The organism is Actinomadura nitritigenes, assembly GCF_017573545.1.
Lineage (GTDB): Bacteria > Actinomycetota > Actinomycetes > Streptosporangiales > Streptosporangiaceae > Spirillospora > Spirillospora nitritigenes.
Genome location: NZ_JAGEOK010000006.1, coordinates 96,061 through 114,129 on the forward strand (window position 1 = coordinate 96,061; position 18,069 = coordinate 114,129).

18 protein-coding genes are annotated in these 18,069 nt (G+C 74.5%); 8 read left to right on the forward strand and 10 right to left on the reverse strand.

What is annotated here, in order from left to right:
• Positions 1-10 precede the first annotated feature (10 nt).
• On the reverse strand, positions 11-583 hold the full coding sequence (locus J4557_RS51600; protein ID WP_208266268.1) for a TetR/AcrR family transcriptional regulator: 573 nt from the start codon (positions 581-583) through the stop codon (positions 11-13).
• 90 nt (positions 584-673) lie between these two features.
• Between J4557_RS51600 and J4557_RS10370 the strand changes: the two genes are divergently transcribed.
• Together J4557_RS10370 and J4557_RS10375 are read left to right on the forward strand one after the other, a co-directional pair.
• Positions 674-1,078, forward strand: coding sequence for a nuclear transport factor 2 family protein (locus tag J4557_RS10370; protein ID WP_208266269.1), 405 nt, complete (start codon positions 674-676; stop codon positions 1,076-1,078).
• An 80-nt stretch (positions 1,079-1,158) separates the two neighbouring features.
• A complete protein-coding gene (locus J4557_RS10375) occupies positions 1,159-2,547 on the forward strand; it encodes a DUF6882 domain-containing protein (RefSeq protein WP_208266270.1) in 1,389 nt (462 codons plus the stop codon).
• A gap of 40 nt (positions 2,548-2,587) precedes the next feature.
• On the opposite strand, the gene J4557_RS10380 is transcribed toward J4557_RS10375, so the two are convergent.
• Positions 2,588-3,151, reverse strand: a complete 564-nt coding sequence (locus J4557_RS10380) for a TetR/AcrR family transcriptional regulator (protein WP_208266271.1) — start codon at positions 3,149-3,151, stop codon at positions 2,588-2,590.
• A gap of 100 nt (positions 3,152-3,251) precedes the next feature.
• On the opposite strand from J4557_RS10380, the gene J4557_RS10385 reads away from it, so the two are divergent.
• Positions 3,252-4,130, forward strand: a complete 879-nt coding sequence (locus J4557_RS10385) for an SDR family NAD(P)-dependent oxidoreductase (protein WP_208266272.1) — start codon at positions 3,252-3,254, stop codon at positions 4,128-4,130.
• Positions 4,131-4,132: 2 nt separating this feature from the next.
• Here J4557_RS10385 and J4557_RS10390 read toward each other — a convergent pair whose 3' ends face one another.
• Positions 4,133-4,618: an Lrp/AsnC family transcriptional regulator gene (locus tag J4557_RS10390; protein ID WP_151540661.1), complete on the reverse strand. Its 486-nt coding sequence runs from the start codon at positions 4,616-4,618 to the stop codon at positions 4,133-4,135.
• 128 nt (positions 4,619-4,746) lie between these two features.
• Here J4557_RS10390 and J4557_RS10395 point away from each other — a divergent pair, with 128 nt between their 5' ends.
• Complete coding sequence (locus J4557_RS10395) at positions 4,747-8,232, forward strand: indolepyruvate ferredoxin oxidoreductase family protein (RefSeq protein WP_208266273.1); 3,486 nt, start codon at positions 4,747-4,749, stop codon at positions 8,230-8,232.
• A gap of 165 nt (positions 8,233-8,397) precedes the next feature.
• Positions 8,398-8,916 (forward strand): hypothetical protein, encoded by a 519-nt coding sequence (locus J4557_RS10400; protein WP_208266274.1) that lies wholly within the window; start codon positions 8,398-8,400, stop codon positions 8,914-8,916.
• Positions 8,917-8,980: 64 nt separating this feature from the next.
• Here the strand turns inward: J4557_RS10400 and rpmG are convergent, their stop codons facing one another.
• Positions 8,981-9,145 (reverse strand): 50S ribosomal protein L33, encoded by a 165-nt coding sequence (rpmG, locus tag J4557_RS10405; protein WP_190854668.1) that lies wholly within the window; start codon positions 9,143-9,145, stop codon positions 8,981-8,983.
• A gap of 63 nt (positions 9,146-9,208) precedes the next feature.
• On the reverse strand, positions 9,209-9,652 hold the full coding sequence (locus tag J4557_RS10410) for an HIT family protein (protein WP_243775560.1): 444 nt from the start codon (positions 9,650-9,652) through the stop codon (positions 9,209-9,211).
• Positions 9,653-9,757: 105 nt separating this feature from the next.
• On the opposite strand from J4557_RS10410, the gene J4557_RS10415 reads away from it, so the two are divergent.
• The gene (locus tag J4557_RS10415) at positions 9,758-10,186 is read left to right on the forward strand and encodes a MarR family winged helix-turn-helix transcriptional regulator (protein ID WP_208266275.1); all 429 of its coding nucleotides are present in this window, start codon (positions 9,758-9,760) and stop codon (positions 10,184-10,186) included.
• A gap of 172 nt (positions 10,187-10,358) precedes the next feature.
• Positions 10,359-11,402: a hypothetical protein gene (locus J4557_RS10420; RefSeq protein WP_208266276.1), complete on the forward strand. Its 1,044-nt coding sequence runs from the start codon at positions 10,359-10,361 to the stop codon at positions 11,400-11,402.
• Between the two features lie 143 nt (positions 11,403-11,545).
• Here the strand turns inward: J4557_RS10420 and J4557_RS10425 are convergent, their stop codons facing one another.
• Positions 11,546-12,967 carry an MFS transporter gene (locus J4557_RS10425; RefSeq protein ID WP_208266277.1) on the reverse strand — a complete coding sequence of 474 codons (1,422 nt, stop codon included), beginning with the start codon at positions 12,965-12,967 and terminating at the stop codon, positions 11,546-11,548.
• 67 nt (positions 12,968-13,034) lie between these two features.
• Between J4557_RS10425 and J4557_RS10430 the strand changes: the two genes are divergently transcribed.
• Positions 13,035-13,532, forward strand: coding sequence for a winged helix-turn-helix transcriptional regulator (locus tag J4557_RS10430; RefSeq protein ID WP_208266278.1), 498 nt, complete (start codon positions 13,035-13,037; stop codon positions 13,530-13,532).
• Positions 13,533-13,614: 82 nt separating this feature from the next.
• Here J4557_RS10430 and J4557_RS10435 read toward each other — a convergent pair whose 3' ends face one another.
• The 4 genes from J4557_RS10435 to J4557_RS10450 all read right to left on the reverse strand — a co-directional run bounded on the left by J4557_RS10435 (position 13,615) and on the right by J4557_RS10450 (position 17,883).
• Positions 13,615-14,298: a GTP-binding protein gene (locus tag J4557_RS10435; protein WP_208266279.1), complete on the reverse strand. Its 684-nt coding sequence runs from the start codon at positions 14,296-14,298 to the stop codon at positions 13,615-13,617.
• On the reverse strand, positions 14,279-14,818 hold the full coding sequence (locus tag J4557_RS50810) for a DUF742 domain-containing protein (RefSeq protein ID WP_307799620.1): 540 nt from the start codon (positions 14,816-14,818) through the stop codon (positions 14,279-14,281). Before J4557_RS50810 ends, J4557_RS10435 begins: the two co-directional genes overlap by 20 nt.
• 150 nt (positions 14,819-14,968) lie before the next feature.
• The gene (locus J4557_RS10445; protein ID WP_208266280.1) at positions 14,969-15,388 is read right to left on the reverse strand and encodes a roadblock/LC7 domain-containing protein; all 420 of its coding nucleotides are present in this window, start codon (positions 15,386-15,388) and stop codon (positions 14,969-14,971) included.
• On the reverse strand, positions 15,385-17,883 hold the full coding sequence (locus J4557_RS10450) for a sensor histidine kinase (protein ID WP_208266281.1): 2,499 nt from the start codon (positions 17,881-17,883) through the stop codon (positions 15,385-15,387). The genes J4557_RS10445 and J4557_RS10450 overlap by 4 nt, the downstream gene beginning before the upstream one ends.
• Positions 17,884-18,069: the final 186 nt, after the last annotated feature.

The window sequence follows — 18,069 nt, forward strand, 5'->3', positions numbered from 1 at the left end:
GGCGGCGCCGTCACTCGGGCTGCTCGGCCTTGGTGACGGCGCGGACGGCCGGGCGGAGGATCTCGACGACGCGGTCGGGGTCGGCGTCGGCCAGGTGGTCGAGCGCGAGGAGGTGGCGGCCGAGGGCGATCCCGATCAGCATCGCGTTGACGACGGCCGCGCGCAGGTCGGCGTCCTCGTCGGGGATGGCCTGCCCGATCCCCTCCTTGCGGAGCCGCGCCGCGGACCGGAACGCGCGGGCGGCCTCCGGGTGGGTCAGCATCGACCGCAGGAGGGCCAGCGACTCGACCGGTTCCTCGGCCAGCGAGGTGCGGAGCCGGTCGAGCAGCTGCTCGGCGACCTCGTCGGCCGTGCCGCCGGGCATCCAGCTCGCGCCCGCCTCGATGGCCCGCGCGAAGAGCTTCTCCTTGCTGCCGAAGTAGTGCATGACCAGGCCGGGGTCGACGCCCGCGGCGGTGGCGACCGCACGGATGGTGGTCCGGTCGTAGCCGGCGTCGGCGAAGATCCGACGGGCGTGCTCGAGGATGCGGGCCTGCGTGGCGCGCCGCTGCTCGGCCCGGGACCCGCCCGCTGGAGTGCTCACCTTCTCATTCTATGAGCGTTGACCGGGACGGCCTTTCGTTCTACATTCGTTGAACCAGTCATACAACGCACGTTGAACGAAGGAGCGGCCGTGAGCGCACCGGCGACACCCCTGGAGGTCCTCGAACGGCGGCGGGAGCTGCTGATCACCCGGGACATGGAGGCGTTCGCGGACCTGTTCGCGGCGGACGGCGTGATCGAGCTGCCGTTCGGCGGCCCGGGGCTGCCGGACCGGCTGGAGGGCCGCGAGGAGATCCGCGCGTTCTCCACGAAGGCGGGCCGGCCGGACCTGGAGATCCGCGACCTGCGCGTCCGCGACGTCCACCGCACCGCCGACCCGGAAGTGGTGATCATGGAGCTCACGACCGTCGGCCGGGTCGTCGCGACGGGCGAGCCGTTCGAGGTGCCCTGCATCCAGGTCTTCCGGATCCGCGACGGCCGGATCGTGCTCTTCCGCGACTACGTCGGAGCCGGATCGCTGCCGGCCCTGGCCTGATCGGGCGTTCGCCCGGCACGCGGCGCAGGCGATCCCCTACGCTCTGGTGATCACGGTCGGCCGGTGATGCGGGGGTTCGCGTGGATTCGTTCAGTGACGCGCTGCTGGCGCTGGCGGCGCCGCGGCTGGGAGTCGCGGCGGAGCGGTCGGCGCGGCTCAACCGCGCCCTCGAAGGGACGGCCTTCCGCAGGGACCTGGAGGCGGGCGTCGCGTGGTCGGGCGACCGGCGGATGGCCGCCGGGATCCTCGGCAGCCACGCCGAGGACAACACCTTCCAGTGGAGCTGGGCCGTCCCCGGCTTCGCCGGGACGCCGGCCGCCGCGCACGCCGAGCGGCTCAGGGAGATCGGCGAGCGGCACGGCGTCCCCGAGCTGACCGAGCCGCTCGTCGACCTCGGCGGGTTCTACGATCCGCGGGCCGCCGCCGACGACCTCGCCCTGCTGGCGGTCGCGCTGCTGGAGGCGAGCGCCGCGATCCGGCACGGCCACGGCGGGCGGGCGCTGACGTTCATCGTCGCGGACGCGCCCGAGATGACGTCCGGCGGGCCCGACGCCGAACGGGCCGCGGACTGCCTGCGGCGCGCCGCCGACCTGCTCGGCGACCACGACGCCCGGCGGTACACGGACGCGATGATGCGCGGCTACGCCGAGCACCACGGTCTCGCGGTGCGGGAGTCGGAGATCGAACTGCCGGGCGGGACCCTCCCCTTCCCCACCGGGGACGACGGCCGGTCCGGCCTGCTCCTCGTCAACGAGCTCGACGTGAACGGGCCCGTCCCCCCGTCCGTGCTGGCCACGGCCGCTCCGGCGCTGGCGTGCGCGCTGGCCGGGCAGAACGCGCTGATCGACCGGCTGTCCGAGGACGGCGTGGACTGGCGGACGCCGCCCGCCTGGGACCCCGCCGCCGGGACGCTGCGCTTCGGCGGCGCCGTCACCGTGCGGGCCCGCGAGATCGGCGTCCTCCGGCAGGACGGCACCTGGTCATGGGCGGAGGGCGACGGCACGGCCCGGACGAGGGAGCTGGTCGCCGCCGGCGGCGAGGCGTCGTGGGCCGCCGCCGAGGCCGACCTGAGCGGGCATCCCCGGCCCGCGCACGTCGCGGAGCTGCTGACCTGCACGGCCGCGCGGCTCGGCGGCGGCTGGGGCGCGTGGTCGGTGCCGGGGCCCGGCGGCGAGCGGCGGTTCGCGCTCGTCGATCCCGACCAGCCGGACGTCGGCCCGGACGCCATGCTGGCGGCATTGCACACCGGCGCCAACATCGTCCAGCAGCTCGTCCTGCGCAAGGACCGCTACGAGGTGACGCGTGCGATGGCGCTCGGGCTGTTCGAGCACTGCGGCTACGTCCCCTGGCATGCCGGTGAGCCCGAGTTCCTGATGGGCGTGCAGGGCCTGTACCAGGCGCGCGCCTACGTGAGCGTGGACGGCACCATCTACCGCCTGTCCTCGGGCCTGTTCGGCCAGCCGGGCTGACGGGGCCGGCCGCGTCCCGGTTCGGCCGGGGCGTCCCGCGTCAGGCCAGCAGGGCGGCCACCGCGTCGACGACCAGCCGGCGGCGCCGCTCGGCCGAGCCGTCCTCCATGACGGCCTCGAACTCGGGCATGCTCCCGCTCCACAGGCCCGACAGGTGGATGACCAGGCCGAGCAGTTCGGCGGCCGAGAAGCGGTCGGGGAGCGTGCCGTCGGCCTGCGCCGCCGCGATGGCCCGCACCTTCGCGGTGTTGCTGGCCACGACGGCGGGCAGGAGTTCTGTGGAGCCGGCACGCTCCAGGCGGTACCAGGTCGCGATGCGCTGCACCCAGGGGCGCTTCTCGTAGGAGTCGTGCAGGCGGCCCGCGTACTCGGGGAGGTTCGCGGCGTCGATGGGGACGTCGTCGAGCGTCTCCTGCACCATGGCGTCGAAGACGGCGTCGAACAGGCCGTCCTTGCTGCCGAAGTAGTGGTAGATCTGCGCCTTGTTGCTGCGGGCGGCGGCGGCGATCCGGTCCACGCGGGCACCGGCGATGCCGTGCGCCGAGAACTCCTGCCGTGCCGCGTCCAGCAACCGCCGCCGCGTGGCGTCCGCGTCCCGTGCCATGCACCGCACCCTATATCAACTAACCGTTCAGTTGACATCTCGGTCGAAACAGGGTTCCCTAGAACCTAAACAACCAGTTAGTTAGCAAGCGGAGGTGGCCATGTCCACGCAGAACCCACTGTCCTTCCTGATCAGCGGGGCCTCCCGGGGCCTCGGCAAGGAGATCGCCCGCGCCGCGCTGGAGGCCGGGCACCGCGTCGTCGCCGGAGCGCGCATCCCGTCGGCGCTGGACGACCTCGCCGCCGCATTCGGCGACCGGCTCGTGACCGTGCCGCTGGACGTGACCGACGACCGCGCCGCCGAGGACGCCGTGCGGACCGCGGTGTCGCGGTTCGGCCGGCTGGACGTCCTGGTCAACAACGCCGGGTACGCCAACATGGCCGCGATCGAGGACGCCGACCCCGACGACTTCCGCGCGCAGATCGACACCAACCTGTTCGGCGTCATCCGGCTCACGCGCGCGGCGCTGCCGGTGATGCGCGAGCAGCGCGCCGGGCGGATCGTCCAGATCTCGTCGGTGGGCGGGCGGCTCGCCACCCCGGGCCTCGGCGCGTACCAGACCGCGAAGTGGGCGGTCGGCGGGTTCTCCTCGGTGCTCGCCGCCGAGGTCGCGCCGCTGGGGATCAAGGTCACCGTGGTGGAGCCGGGCGGGATGCGCACCGACTGGGCCGGATCGTCCATGCGGGTCGACCCCGTCCGTCCCGAGTACGCCGAGACCGTCGGGCGGATCTCGGCGATGCACGCCGACGGCAGCGTCACCGCCGCGAGCGATCCCGTCAAGGTCGCGCGCCTCGTCCTCGACGTCGTCGCGCTCGACGAGCCGCCGCTGCGCCTGCTCGCCGGCGCGGACGCCTACACCTACGCCACCGCCGCGGGCCGCGCCCTGCTCGCCGAGGACGAGCGGTGGCGCGAGCTGAGCGAGTCCACCACCGCCGACGACGCCACCGCGGAGCACCTCGACCCGCTCCGGCAGGGCTGAGGTCAGCGGGCGCGGCGCTCCTCGTCCTCCAGGAGCGGGCCCAGCCGGAACGGGACCTGCTCGGTGAGCACGATCGAGGTCGTGCTGCGCCGGACGCCCGGGCACGCGAGGATCGAGTCGATCACCTCGTGCAGCTGCTTGCCGTTCGGGGCGACCGCCCGCACCAGCAGGTCGCCCTGCCCGGTGATGCCGAGGACCTCCAACACGCGCGGGATCGCCGCGAGCGCCTGCGCGGCCTCGCGGAGCCGGCCCTGCGCGACCTCCAGGGTGACGAACGCCGTCAGCTCGAAGCCGAGGGCGCCGAGGTCGACCTCGCGGCCCCGGTGCCCGATGACGCCGTCGCGTTCCAGCCGCTCGACGCGGGCGTGCGCGGTGTTGCGGGCTATGCCGAGCTTGGCGGCCAGCTCGGTGATCCCGATGCGGGGCTGGTCGACCAGCCGCCGCAGGATCTGGATGTCGAGGAGGGTGGCACGCGTCACAACGCTCATCTCCGGCGGGTAACTCGGTTCTGACTTGAGCAATCCGCTCAATTATCGCTCTCCCATCTTGCACTCCGCTCAGACAAAGGTGCTCAATGTGGGCGAACGAGTCCGACCACCGGGAGAGGGGCAGCATCATGACCGGTACCTCGACGTCCGCGCTCCGCGACCGCCTGGAGCTGGAGCGGGGCCGGATCGCGCTGGGCGGCGTCCAGGCGCTGGTCCGGCTGCTGCTGGAGCAGCGCCGCGCCGACGCCCGGCGCGGCTGGACCACCGCCGGGTTCGTGTCCGGCTACCGGGGGTCCCCGCTCGGCGGGCTCGACCAGCAGCTGATCCGCGAGGCGAAGCTGCTGGAAAGCCACGACATCCGGTTCATCCCGGGCGTCAACGAGGAACTGGCCGCGACCGCGGTGTACGGGTCTCAGCTCGTCGACCACCTCCCCGACCCGCGCTACCAGGGCGTCTTCGGCCTCTGGTACGGCAAGGCGCCCGGCGTCGACCGCTCGCTCGACGCGTTCAAGCACGCGAACTGGCTCGGCACCGCCGAGCGCGGCGGCGTGCTCGCGGTCGTGGGCGACGACCCGTCCTGCAAGTCCTCGACGCTGCCGTCCGCGACGGAGGGCGCGCTCGCCGAGGCGTTCATGCCGGTGCTCGCGCCCGGATCGATCACCGACCTGCTGCGGCTCGGCCGGCACGGGTTCGAGATGTCCCGGTTCAGCGGCGCGTGGACCGGGTTCAAGCTCGTCACCGACGTCGCCGACTCGCTGGAGGTCGTGGACGTCGCGCCGGTCCCGGACCCGGTCGTCCCGGAACTGGAGTGGCGCGGCCGCCCCTGGAAGCCGACGCGGCGGCCCGGCGTCGACCTCAAGGACACGACCTCCCTCGAAGCCGAGGTCCTGCACGGACGGCTGCGCGCCGCGGCCGCCTACGCCTCGGCCAACGGCCTCGACGTCATCGAGGGCGCCACCGGCGACGCCGCCATCGGGCTCGTCGCGTCCGGCCGCACCTACCTCGAACTGCGCGAAGCCCTCGACCGGCTCGGCCTCGACGACGCCGCGCTCGCCCGGCGCGGCGTCCGGCTCCTCAGGCTCGCCCTGATCCACCCGCTCGACCCGGTGCGGCTCCGCGCGTTCGCCGCCGGGCTCCGCGAGATCGTGGTCGTCGAGGAGAAGCGCGCGTTCGTCGAGACGCAGATCCGCGACCTGCTGTACGACGCGCCGGAGCGGCCGGCGGTGCTCGGCAAGAACGGCCCGGACGGCGCGCCCCTCGTCCCCGCGGACGGCGGCCTCACCGCCGACCGGATCGTCAAGTCGCTCGCCCGGCTCCTCGCCGACCGCGTCGGCGCGGACCACGTCGACCTGCGCGACCCGGCGCTGCTCCCCCGCAAGCCCGCGATCAACCTGCTCGCGCCCGCCCGCACCCCGTACTTCTGCTCCGGCTGCCCGCACAACCGGTCCACGGTCGTCCCCGACGGGTCGATGGCGGCGAGCGGCATCGGCTGCCACGTCATGACCGTCTTCCAGGACCGCAGCATCGGCACCACCCAGATGGGCGGCGAGGGCGCGATGTGGGTCGGCGCCGCGCCGTTCACCGGTACCGAGCACATGTTCCAGAACCTCGGCGACGGCACCTTCTTCCACTCCGGCAGCCTCGCGGTCCGGCAGGCCGTCGCCGCAGGCACCAACATCACCTTCAAGCTCCTCTACAACGCGGCCGTCGCGATGACCGGCGGGCAGGACGCCGACGGCGGCACCGACCCCGCGTCCGTCACCCGCCTCCTGCACGCCGAGGGCGTCGCGAAGATCGTCGTGGTGGCGGACGACCCGTCCCGCTACCCGCGCGGCACGGACTGGGCGCCCGGCGTCCGCGTCCGGCACCGCGACGACCTCGACGCCGTCCAGCGCGAGCTGCGCGAGATCCCCGGCGTCACCGTGCTCCTCTACGACCAGGCGTGCGCCGCCGAGACCCGCCGCAAGCGCAAGCGCGGCCTCGCCCCCGACCCGCAGACCCGCGTGCTGATCAACGAGGCGGTGTGCGAGGGCTGCGGCGACTGCGGCACCAAGTCCAACTGCCTCAGCGTCGAGCCCGTCCAGACCGAGTTCGGCCGCAAGACGCAGATCAACCAGACGTCCTGCAACAAGGACTACTCCTGCGTCGACGGCGACTGCCCGTCGTTCGTCACCGTGATCCCCGGCGAGCGGAAGGCGTCCGCGCCGCCGCTGCCGAAGATCGGCGAGCTGGCGGAGCCCGCCTCCCGGCCCGGCGCGGCGGACGTCCTGCTCGTCGGCATCGGCGGCACCGGCGTCGTCACCGTCAACCAGGTCCTCGCCACCGCCGCGCTGCTCGACGGCCGGCACGCCCGCGCCCTCGACCAGACCGGGCTCAGCCAGAAGGCCGGCGCGGTCGTCTCCCACCTGCGGATCGGGGACGCCCCGGCCGAGCGCCCCGGAATGATCGGGGACGGCGGCGCCGACGCCTACCTGGTGTTCGACGCGCTCGCCGCCACCTCCGAGGCCAACCTGCGCCGCTGCGCGCCCGGCCGCACCGCCGCCGTCGTGTCCACCAGCGAGGTCCCGACCGGCCGGATGATCACCGACGTGACGGCGTCGCTGCCGCCGAGCGCGTCCCTCGTCCGGCAGATCGCCGCCCGCACCGACGCCGCCCGGCTCGTCGCGCTCGACGCCCTGGAGCTCGCCGAACGCTGGTTCGGCGGCACCACCACCGCGAACTTCGTGGTCGTCGGCGCCGCCTACCAGGCCGGGCTGCTGCCGCTGTCGGCGCGCGCTATCGAGGAGGCGCTCGCGCTCAACGGCGTCCAGGTCGAGGCGAACGTCCAGGCGTTCCGGGCGGGCCGGCGGCTCGTCCTGGAGCCCGGCTGGGCCGAACCGCCCGCCGCCCCCGCCGCCGTCCAGCGCCCCCTGACCGCCGACGCGCCCGCCGCGATGAACCTCGTGGACGCGTCCAGCACCGACGACGAGCTGGCCCGCGTGCTGCGGATCCGCGTCCCCGACCTCGCCGCCTACCAGGACCTCGCCCTCGCCAAGCGGTACCTGGACGCCGTCCTGCGCGTCGCCGCCGCCGAACGCGGCGCCGTCGGGTCCGGGCAGCGGCTGTCCGTCGCCGTCGCCCGCCACCTGCACAAGCTGATGGCCTACAAGGACGAGTACGAGGTCGCGCGCCTCCACCTCGACCCGGCGCTCACCCGCCAGGTCGAGGAGCAGTTCGGCGCGGGCGCCACCGTCCGGTACATGCTGCACCCGCCGCTGCTGCGCGCCGTCGGCCTCGACCGCAAGATCGCGCTCGGCCGGACGGCCCGTCCCGCCTTCCAGGCGCTGCGTGCGATGCGGCGGCTGCGCGGCACCCCGTTCGACCCGTTCGGCGCCACCGCCCAGCGCCGCACCGAGCGCCGCCTCGTCATCGAGTACCTCGCGGTCGTCGACGAACTCGCCGGCGGCCTCGACAAGGACAACCACGACCTCGCCGTCGAGATCGCGGAACTGCCCGACATGATCCGCGGCTACGAGGACATCAAGACCGCCAACATCGCCCGCTACCACGACAAGCTGCGCAACCTCCTCGCCGCCTGGCGCGCCGAGCAGCCGCTCGGCGCGGGCAGCAGATAGGACCGGCCGGCCGCGGCCCCGTACCCCAACGACGTGGTACTGGGCCGCGGCCGGCTTCGCACCCGGCCCGCACGGCGCGGTCGAACCACCGCGGCCCCTGCGGGCGTACTCCCGGACATGGCGCACGGCCGGGGACGTGCCGGCGCCGTTCGACCGGGAGGCGCGATGACCGCCGAGCCAGCGGGAGCCGAATGGCGGTCCGCCCCGCCACGGGCCCGCCACCGGTCGCCCTTCCCGTGGCTCGCGCTCGCCGGCGTCGTCGCGACGGTCGCCGCCGCGACCACCCTCGTCCTCGGGCTCGGCGACACCCTCGCCGGCCCCGACCGCCCGCGCGGACGGCTCCTCCCCCTCCAGGCCGCGTCGCCGACCGTCCAGACGACGCGTCCCGCTCCCCGCAGGGGCCGCGAGACGACCCCCGCCCCGGAGCCCTCCGTCTCCTTCCGCCAGGCCCTGCTACGCCTGCGGTTCGCGGTGGGTCAGGGCGTCGCGGCGGGGGACGTCCGCGCGGACGTGGGCGTCGACCTCACCAACGTCATCCAGGGCATGCTCGCCCACCCGCACCACGGCGGCACCGACGTCGCCGACCTGCAGCACAAGATCTCAACCCGGACCCGCGAGGGCGCCATCACCGCCCGCCGCTCGACCGAGTTCCACAAGATCCTCACCCGCGCGTCCCCACCCTGAGGACCCATCACAGGCCGTCGGCGCGCCCACCGGGATCAGGAGGTCCGGCGGGCGCGCTCCTTGGTCAGCGCTCCTCGCGGTAGAGCACGTGAGCGCGCTCCACCGGGTCGTACTTGCGCAGCACCAGGCGGTCGGGGTCGTTCCTGCGGTTCTTGCGGGTCACGTACGTGTGGCCGCTCCCCGCGGTCGACCGCAGCTTCACCACCGGCCGGACATCGTTTCGTGCCATCGTGGAACCTCCTCTTCAGAACGACATCGATAACCATCTCCACCTCCCGGTTAATCCCGCCGATCACAGGTGCCGGCGGATCGCCAGCGCCAGCCCGTCCCGCCGCGCCTCGTCGAGATCGTCCTCCGGGGGCCCTCCGAGCAGCGCGAACACCCGCGGGCCGCGCAGGTCGGCCGGCAGGTCGTCCGCGCGCGGGACGATGTGGAAGTGCACGTGGGCGAACCCTTCCGCCTCGGCGAACTGCGCGATGTAGGTCTTGCCGCACCCGGTGACCGCGTGCAGCGCCCGCGACAGCCGCACCTGCCAGGCCCCCAGCGCGGCGGCCTCCGCGTCGGTCAGCCCGGCGACGGCCGTGACGTGGCGGCGCGGCGCGAGGACGAGCCAGCCGGGCGTCCCGGTACCGAAGGCGTGCGCCACGCGCCAGTGCTCGTCGAACGCGACGACCTCGCGGGGCGGCAGCGCGTCCATGCGGGCATTGCGATCGCACACGAGGCAGTACTCCGTCATGTGCCGATGCTACGAACGCCCCCGCCGCGGACCAGGGTTCCGGGAACCTGTGGACAACGGGCGGCGGGCGGGGAGGTCCTAGACTCGGCGTGTGGACGGGGTGCCGTGAACGAGCTGAGTCAGGAGGACTTCGCGTCCCTGCTGGCGTTCCGGACGGGTCTGCGCCGCTACCTGCGGTGGAGCGAGACGCGGGTACGGGAGGCGGGGCTGACGCCGGCGCAGCACCAGCTGCTGCTGGCGATCAAGGGGCACGGCCCGCAGGTCGCCCCGACGGTGGGCGACCTCGCCGGGTACCTGCTGCTGCGGCACCACAGCACGGTGGAGCTGATCGACCGGGCGGAGCGGGCCGGGCTGGTGCGGCGGGTCCGCGACGCCGATGACAACCGGGTGATCCGGGTGTCGCTGACGGCGGCGGCCGACCGGGTCCTGTCGGAGCTGACGCGGCTGCATCTGGCCGAACTGCAGAGCCTCGCGCCGATCCTGGACCGGCTGAGCACCGAGCTGAAGATCCTGGAGGACCCGCGGCACGGGTGAGGCCGCACCGGCCGTTCGGCGTGCGGAAGGCGAGCGCGGCGGCCGCCGCGGTGACGTCCTTCCCGTCCTGCGACGCGATGGCCGCCGACCTCGGGTGAGGGCGCGGTGCGGCACCGTCCGCCGTTCGCGGTGTGTTCATCCGCCGGTCGGACCCGGCTCCTACGGTGAGCCGGTGACCAAGATCGACAAAGCCCTCCCGTCCCGGCGGGCGGTCCTGGCCGGCGCGCTCGGCGCCGCCGCCCTCGCCGGGTCCGCCGCTCCCGCCCGCGCCTCGTCCCGCCCCGGCCCTCGCGGCCTCCGGGTGCTGATCGCGACCAACGAGCCGTGGGGCACCTACCACGTCTCCCCGCTGCTCCGCGAGGCCGCGGCGCGCGGCGTCCGGGTGACCCAGCTCGTCCCGGACCCGTCCCGGATCGCACCGGGCGACCCGGTGCCGGTCGCCACGCCGGACACCGCGCCGCGCGCCGACCTGCTGGTCGTCACCGGCGCGGGCGACTGGCCGCTGGAGTGCGCCGCGCGCTTCCGGCACCTCCCCCTCGCCGCCGGCTCGCTGGCCTACCTCGGCCCGGACGAGGCGGCGGGCGCGGAGCGGCTGCGCCCGCGGCTGCGGACCGTCACCTCGTCGTCCAGCGCCGAGGCACGGTCGTTCGCGAGCTACCTCGGCACGCACCGCCGCGTCCGCGTCGTCGGGTCACCGCAGACCGACGACCTGCCGCGCCGCGCGCCGGAGAGCGGCCTGGTGCTGGTCGTCACCAGCGTCACCCACCCGGACGGGACGGGCGGCGCCGCGCCGGGCACCGAACTGCTGCTCGCGTCGGCGGCGCGGCTGAAGGCCGCCGGCAGGCGCGTCCTCGTCGGCCTGCACCCGCGCGAGGACCCGGAGCTGTGGCGGCAGTACGAGATCAGCGCGGTGCCGACGCTCCAGGCGTCCGCGCGGGCCGAGGCCGCGATCGGGATCCCCGGCACGGTGTTCCCGCTGATCGCGGCGGTCGGCACGCCCCTGGTCGGATGCACCGACCCGGCGCTGGACGTGCCCGGCTACCTGCTGTCGGTGTGCTCGTCCACGATCGGGGACGCGGCGGACGCCGTCGCCGCCGTGTCCGGCGCGCACCTGCCGGACGCGTCCGTGCTCGCCGACGCGGTCGGGCCGATCGGCGGGTCCGCGGCGCGGCTGCTGGACGCGTGGCGCCGGACTCCCGGCGTCCACCCGCGCTGATCCCCGCGCGCGCACGGAAAGCACGACGGGCATCCCGTCCGGATCGGGATGCCCATCATGTGGTGGGGCGGCGGGCGGACCGGGCCGTCATTGGTCCGGGTCAAGGTTCCGTCCGCGCCCGCGTTCTGTGTCAAGCAGGGGGTTCAAGTGCCGGCGACCACTTCCTTCTCGGGTTCGGGGACGGGGGTGACGGGCCGGTGGCGGCGCGGGGTCATGCCGAGGGCCGCGATCGCGGCGACGACCATGAACGCGCCGACCATCAGCCAGGCGTGCACGTAGGCGCGGTGAGCGTCCACGTAGCCGTGGGGGGAGCCGAGGACGGCGACGGCGAGGCTGACGCCGAGGACGCTGCCGATCTGCCGGCTCATGTTGACGACGGCGCTTCCCGTCGCGAACCGGTGGTCGGGCAGGTCCGCGGCGGCGGCGGACAGGATGGTGGGAAGCGCGAGGCCGACGCCGACGCCGCCGACGAGCCAGCCGGGCAGCATCTCGGAGGCGTAGGCGGGAGCGGCGTCGAGTGAGAACGCGACCATGACGACGCCGAACGCGCAGAGCATGCAGCCAACGGCGGTGATCAGGCCGACGGGGACGCGCCGCGCGGCCATCTTCCCCGCGATCAGCGCCATGACCGGGACCATCAGGGGTCCGGGCGCGACGCCGAGGCCGGTGCGCACCGGCGAGTAGTGCCAGACCTGCTGCATCCACAGCACGCCCAGCAGCAGCTCGGCGGCGAACGCGACGGTGAACAGCAGGACCGCGGCGTTCGACCAGGCGAAGGTGCGGACGGACAGCAGCGAGGGCTCGATCACGGGCGCCGGGTGCCTCCGGGAGCGTCCCCAGAAGAAGGCGAGGGCGATCACCGAGGCGCCCACCACGATCGCGGTGCGCTGCCCCGGCCAGTCGTTGACCTTCACCAGGCCGAGCGCGAGCAGGGCGATCGCGCCGGTCAGCACGGCCGCGCCGGGCAGGTCGGGGACGCGGGCCGAGGCGCCGTCGCGGCTGTCGGGCACGAACCGCAGCGCCAGGGCCGTCGCGAGGAGCCCGATCGGCACGTTCACCTCGAACACCCAGCGCCAGGACGAGTCGACCAGGACCCCGCCGACCGCGGGCCCGGCGGCGGCGGCGAGCGCGGACGCCGACGACCAGATCCGGACGGCGCCGGCGCGGCGTCCGGGCGGGAACACCGACAGCAGCAGGCCGAGGCTGGTGGGGATGAGCGCGGCGGCGCCGGCGGCCTGGACGACGCGGAACGCGACGAGCCACCACAGCGAGGGCGCGAGCGCGCACGCCTGGGAGGCGAGGGTGAAGACGGTGAGGCCGAGGACGAGGCCTGCCTTGCGGCCGTAGCGGTCGGCGAGCCGGCCGAGCGGGACGAGCAGCGCCGCGAACACGATCGCGTAGCCGTTCAGCACCCAGGACAGGTCGGCCAGGGACGTCCCGGCGAAGTCGCGGCCGATGTCGTCGAACGCGACGTTGACGATGAACAGGTCGAGGCCCGCCATGAAGGAGGCGACGGACAGCACCGCGAGCGACGTCCCCGGGCGCACCTGACTTTGTTTCACCATAGTCAGGGACGCTAACCCGGCCACCTGACTTTGGTCAAGCGAAGTCAGCAGGTTTATAGTGGTTCCCGTGACGATCGCACTTGAGGGGCATTTCGCCGACCGCGACACCTGGTCGATGCAGAACTGCCCGGTCGCGCGGACGCTCGCCGCGCTCGGCCCGCCGTCGGCGGTGCTGGTGCTCAGCGAGGCGTACTTCGGGACGAACCGGTTCGGCGACTTCGTGAAGAACCTCGAGATGACCGAGTCCGCCGTCACCGCCCGCCTCCGCCACCTGGTGAAGGCGGGGCTGCTCGTCCGCGAGCCCTACCAGGAGCCCGGGCAGCGCACCCGCTACGAGTACCACCTGACCAAGATGGGGCTGGACCTCGCGCCGACCCTCGTCAGCCTCATGGAGTGGGGCGAGACGTACCTGCCCGGCGAGGAGGGGCGGCAGGTCGCACTCCGGCACGCCGGCTGCGGCGAGGCCGTGACCGCCCAGGTCCGCTGCGCGGACGGGCACGACGTCGCCGTCGACGAGATCGTGATGGGTTCGCCGTCGCCCGCGGCCGACGGCGAACCCGCCTGACCGCTTCTCGACCCCGCCCACGGCGGCGAACCCGCCCGGCGTCCCCTCGACGCCGGCGGCGGGTCCGCCGCCTCCCGGCGGGCTAGCCCTCCGCGCGGGCCGGGGCGGGCCAGGGCCGCGGCCCCGGCTCGGACGGGGGCCGGGAGGCCGCCGCGCCCGCGATCCGCAGCGCGTGCTCCACCAGCGCGACCAGCACCTCCTTCGCCGACCCGTTCCGCCGCGCGTCGCACAGCAGCACCGGCACGTGCGGGTCGATGTCCAGCGCCGTCCGGATCTCCGGCGGCTCGTAGCGGTCGGCGTCGTCGAAGCAGTTGACCGCCACCACGAACGGCGTGCCCTTCTGCTCGAAGTAGTCGATGGACGCGAAGCTCGCCATCAGCCGCCGCGTGTCGGCCAGCACGACCGCGCCGAGCGCGCCGCGGGACAGCTCGTTCCACATGAACCAGAACCGCTCCTGCCCGGGCGTGCCGAACAGGTAGATCGCGACGCCGTCGCGCAGCGTGATGCGGCCGAAGTCCATCGCCACGGTCGTGGTCGTCTTGGCGGCGACGCCGTCCAGGTCGTCCACGGCGGCGCCGAGGTCGGTGAGCGCCTCCTCGGTGCGCAGCGGCCGGATCTCGCTGACCGCGCCGACCAGGGTCGTCTTGCCGACCCCGAACCCGCCGGCGACCAGGATCTTCAGCGCGACCCGCGGCCCGTCGAGCCGCTCGTCGTGCTCGCCGGGCGGGACGTGGTCGGGCGGGGGATCAGAGCGCGCGGAGTTCATCGAGCACCCTCCTGAGCAGGTTCGGGTCGTTGTGCGGCTGGACGGACGGGGTGGCGGGGGCCCAGCGCTGGACGCTCACCAGGCCGGAGTCGACCAGGTCGCCGGCCAGCACCCGGATCACGCCGAACGGCAGGTCCAGGTCGGAGGCCAGGTCGGCCAGGGCGTGCGGGCGGCGGCACAGCGCGAGCAGCCGGCGCTGGTGCCGCGAGAGGCGGCCGGGCTCGGCGGGCGCCCGGCCCGTCGCGACGAGGATCGCCACGATGTCGAGCGGCTCGCCGCGCGGCCGGGTCCGGCCGCGGGTCACCGCGTAGGGGCGGACGATCGGCCCGGCGGCGGCGTCGATCCACCGCTCCCGCGCCGGAGCGAACGGACCGCCGCTGCCGCCGGGCTCGCCGAACGCGCCGGGCTCGCCGAACGCGCCGGGCTCCCCGTATCCGGCGGGGTCGCCGTATCCCGCCGGATCGCCGAAACCGCCGGGGTCGCCGGCACCGGGCGGGGGCCCGCCGGAGACGCCTGGCACACCGGACGCGCCGGGACCGCCGGACGCGTTCGGACGGCCGGGGACGCCTGGAGCACCGGGCCCGCCGGGGCCCGGGGGTCCGCCGGTCCCGGGAGCACCGGGACCGGCGGGTCCCCGGGGGGCGCCGGGTGCGCTGGGGGTCATGGCGGCTCACCCGGATCCGGGCCCCGGGCCCGGCTGTCTCAGGCCGGTCGACAGCTGCTTGCCGACCCGTTTGACCAGCATCGTCATCTCGTAGGCGACCAGTCCCGCGTTCGCGCCGACCTCGCTGAGCAGCGCCAGGCAGCTGTTGGCGCCGGCCGGGACGACGAAGAACAGGCCGCGCTCCATCTCGATCATCGTCTGCCGGACCTCGCCGGAGTCCAGCTGCGGCCGGGCGCCGATGGCCAGGCTGTGGAAGCCGGCGGCGAGCGCGGCGAGGTACTCGGAGTCCTCCCGCCCGACGCCCCGCGACATGCCCATCACCAGGCCGTCCCGCGACAGCACGACGACCTTGCGGATCTGCGGGACCCGGTCGACGAGGTCGTCCAGCAGCCAGTTCAGCTCGTTGGTCGTTCCCTGCCCGCTCATGCCCGCTCCCTGCCGTCCGGTGCCTCGTCCTCGTCACGTCCCCGCAGCCAGCCCGCCTGGAGTGCGGCGAACAGGTCGCGGGACGCCTCCGCCGACCGCTCCTCCCACGCGACGAGCGCGTCGTCGGGGTGGGCCGGTGCCGTGCGCGGCGTCGCCCGCGGGTCGTCCCGCAGCTGCGGCGCCAGGTTGCCGCCGCGGACCCGCCGCGGCAGCGGCGCGCGCCCGCCGCCCGCCTGGACCTCGCCGAACGAGGCGGGCGTCTCGAACGCCCGCGTCTCGGCGGGTCCCGCGTCGAGGTGCGGCGTCTCCAGCCGCCACGCCTCGTGGAAGGGCTGGGTCGCGTGCGGGGACGGCTGGGTCGCCTCCGGGGACGGCATGGTGCCGTCCGGTTCCGGGAAGTCCGGTGCCGGCGGCGCCTCGACGTCGAACGGGGTCGGCGCGTTCAGCATCGCGGTCCCGTTCGCCGGCCCCGACCCGGCCACGCCGGAAGGCCAGGGACGCAGCGAGCCGTTCGCCGTGCCGTTCGCCGTGCCGTTCGCCATGCCGTTCGCCGCGCCGTTCCCGGGCGGTGGCGCCGGGGCGGCCGCCTGGTGCGCGATCGGCGCGTCGTCCTCGTCGTCGGGCCCTTCGGCCTCCACGATCAGCCGGCGCGGGATCAGCACCACGGCGCTGACGCCGCCGTACAGCGACGGCTGCAGGGCGACCCGGATGCCGTGCCGGTGGGCGAGCCGCCCGACGACGAACAGCCCGAGCCGGTCGGTGACGGCGAGGTCGAACTCCGGGGGCTGCGACAGCCGCAGGTTCAGCGCGTCCAGCTCGGACTGGTCGAGGCCGATGCCGCGGTCGATGACGTCGACCGCGAACCCGTTGGCGCCCATCTCGCCGCGCACCAGCACCTCGGTCGGCGACGGCGAGAACACCGTGGCGTTCTCGATCAGCTCGGCGAGCAGGTGCACGATGTCGGCGACGGCCTCGCCGATCACCGCGGCCCGGCCGGACACCACCACGACCTCGACCCGGGTGTAGTCCTCGACCTCCGAGATCGCCGACCGCAGCACGTCCTCGACGTGCACGGGCCTGCTCCAGCCCCGGCCCGGCGCCGTCCCGGACAGGATGACCAGGCCCTCGGCGTGCCGGCGCATGCGGGTGGTGAGGTGGTCGAGCCGGAACAGGTCCTCCAGCGCCTTCGGGTCGGACGCGCCGCGCTCCATCTCGTCCAGCATCCGCAGCTGGCGGTGCAGCAGCGACTGGCTGCGCCACGCCACGTTCAGGAACACCCGGCTGATGCCCTGCCGCAGGTACGACTCGCGGACGGCGGTCTCGATCGCGGTGTGCTGGACGCGGGTGAAGGCGTCCCCGACCCGGGACACCTCCCGGCTCTTGCCGATGACCAGGGGCGGCGCCTCCGCGTCCACGTCCACCTCCTCGCCGCGGCGCAGCCGCGCCACCACCCGCGGCAGCCGGTTCGAGGCGAGGTCGAGGGCGGCGCGCTGCAGCCCGCGCAGCTCGCGGGAGAGGCTGCGCGCGGCCAGCAGCGACAGGACGATCGACGCGATCACGGCGAGCAGCCCGAACCCGCCCGCGACGACCAGCCGCATGATGATCCGGTTGCCGATCGGCTTGGCCATGTCGTCCAGCGCCAGGCTCGCCTGGGTGACCCGCTGGTCCCACGCCTGCCCGAGCAGCTGCGTGGTGGCCGTCCAGTCGCCCGCCTCGGCGGGCAGCCGGTCGCCGCGCGCGTTCACGATCGCCGACTCGGCCGCGCGGTACCGCTGGAAACCGGCGGACTGGGCGAGCTGCTGCAGCGGGGCCCGGATGCTCGCGTTGAGGTCGGCGAGCCCGGCCTCGAACGCCTGCCGGCCCTGCGCCGCGAACTGGACGAACGCGACGTGCTCGGCCGGGGTGAAGCGGCCCCCGCGCGCCATCGCGGAGATGACCAGCGAGTCCTCCTTCAGCATGGAGGCGCGGGCGTTGCCGAGGCTGATCAGCGCGCGGCCCTGGGTGAGGATGTTGACGTCGTCGACGGCGACGAAGCCGTTGAACACCGAGACGAGGTCGTCGAGGACGGTGCTGTAGGAGTTGATGAGGTCGAGCGGCTCGGTGCGTCCGGCGTCGACCCGGGCGCGCAGCTGCGGCAGCTTCGCCAGTTCCCGGACGGCGACGGTGAGCCGCTGCTTGGTCTCGGGCTTCGCGGCGTCCTGCGCCTTCTTGGACAGCGCCGACCTCTTGAAGGCGGCCTCGAGGCCGTCGACCCGGGCGCGCTGCTGCCCGAGCCTCTGCTTGTACTGGGGCTGCCGCGTGACCAGCGCGGCGACGCTCAGGGAACGTTCCGCCTGGAGCTGGCTCACCAGCGTGATGCCGGGCAGCCCGATCTTCTCGTAGGTGGTGGAGAAGTCGTACTTGTCGAACGCGTCGCCGAGCGTGATGTTCGCGGCGAACGCCCACAGGGCTATCAGGGAGACCAGGGGGACGAGGAGCAGCGCGGTGATGCGCATGCGGATCGGCCGCCGTTTCCGGGGCCGGGCGCTCTCCTCGCCGGTGCGTCTCGTGCGTCGCGTGCGTTCCGCGGCGAAGTCGCCGCCGCCGGGATCCTCCCGGGCCGGGGCCGCGTTCGGGGCCGCCGGCCGGCCTTCGGTGTCCAATCCGATCACCCACTCGTCGGGGTCGGGCCTGCTGTCGGC

Bases quoted from the DNA above. Each gene is read 5' to 3' on its own strand.
- J4557_RS10380 (WP_208266271.1), bottom strand. From the start codon at position 3,151: ATGGCACGGGACGCGGACGCCACGCGGCGGCGGTTGCTGGACGCGGCA.
- J4557_RS10385 (WP_208266272.1), top strand. From the start codon at position 3,252: ATGTCCACGCAGAACCCACTGTCCTTCCTGATCAGCGGGGCCTCCCGG.
- J4557_RS10390 (WP_151540661.1), bottom strand. From the start codon at position 4,618: ATGAGCGTTGTGACGCGTGCCACCCTCCTCGACATCCAGATCCTGCGG.
- J4557_RS10395 (WP_208266273.1), top strand. From the start codon at position 4,747: ATGACCGGTACCTCGACGTCCGCGCTCCGCGACCGCCTGGAGCTGGAG.
- J4557_RS10400 (WP_208266274.1), top strand. From the start codon at position 8,398: ATGACCGCCGAGCCAGCGGGAGCCGAATGGCGGTCCGCCCCGCCACGG.
- rpmG (WP_190854668.1), bottom strand. From the start codon at position 9,145: ATGGCACGAAACGATGTCCGGCCGGTGGTGAAGCTGCGGTCGACCGCG.
- J4557_RS10410 (WP_243775560.1), bottom strand. From the start codon at position 9,652: ATGACGGAGTACTGCCTCGTGTGCGATCGCAATGCCCGCATGGACGCG.
- J4557_RS10425 (WP_208266277.1), bottom strand. From the start codon at position 12,967: ATGGTGAAACAAAGTCAGGTGCGCCCGGGGACGTCGCTCGCGGTGCTG.
- J4557_RS10435 (WP_208266279.1), bottom strand. From the start codon at position 14,298: ATGAACTCCGCGCGCTCTGATCCCCCGCCCGACCACGTCCCGCCCGGC.
- J4557_RS10445 (WP_208266280.1), bottom strand. From the start codon at position 15,388: ATGAGCGGGCAGGGAACGACCAACGAGCTGAACTGGCTGCTGGACGAC.
- J4557_RS10450 (WP_208266281.1), bottom strand. From the start codon at position 17,883: ATGCGCATCACCGCGCTGCTCCTCGTCCCCCTGGTCTCCCTGATAGCC.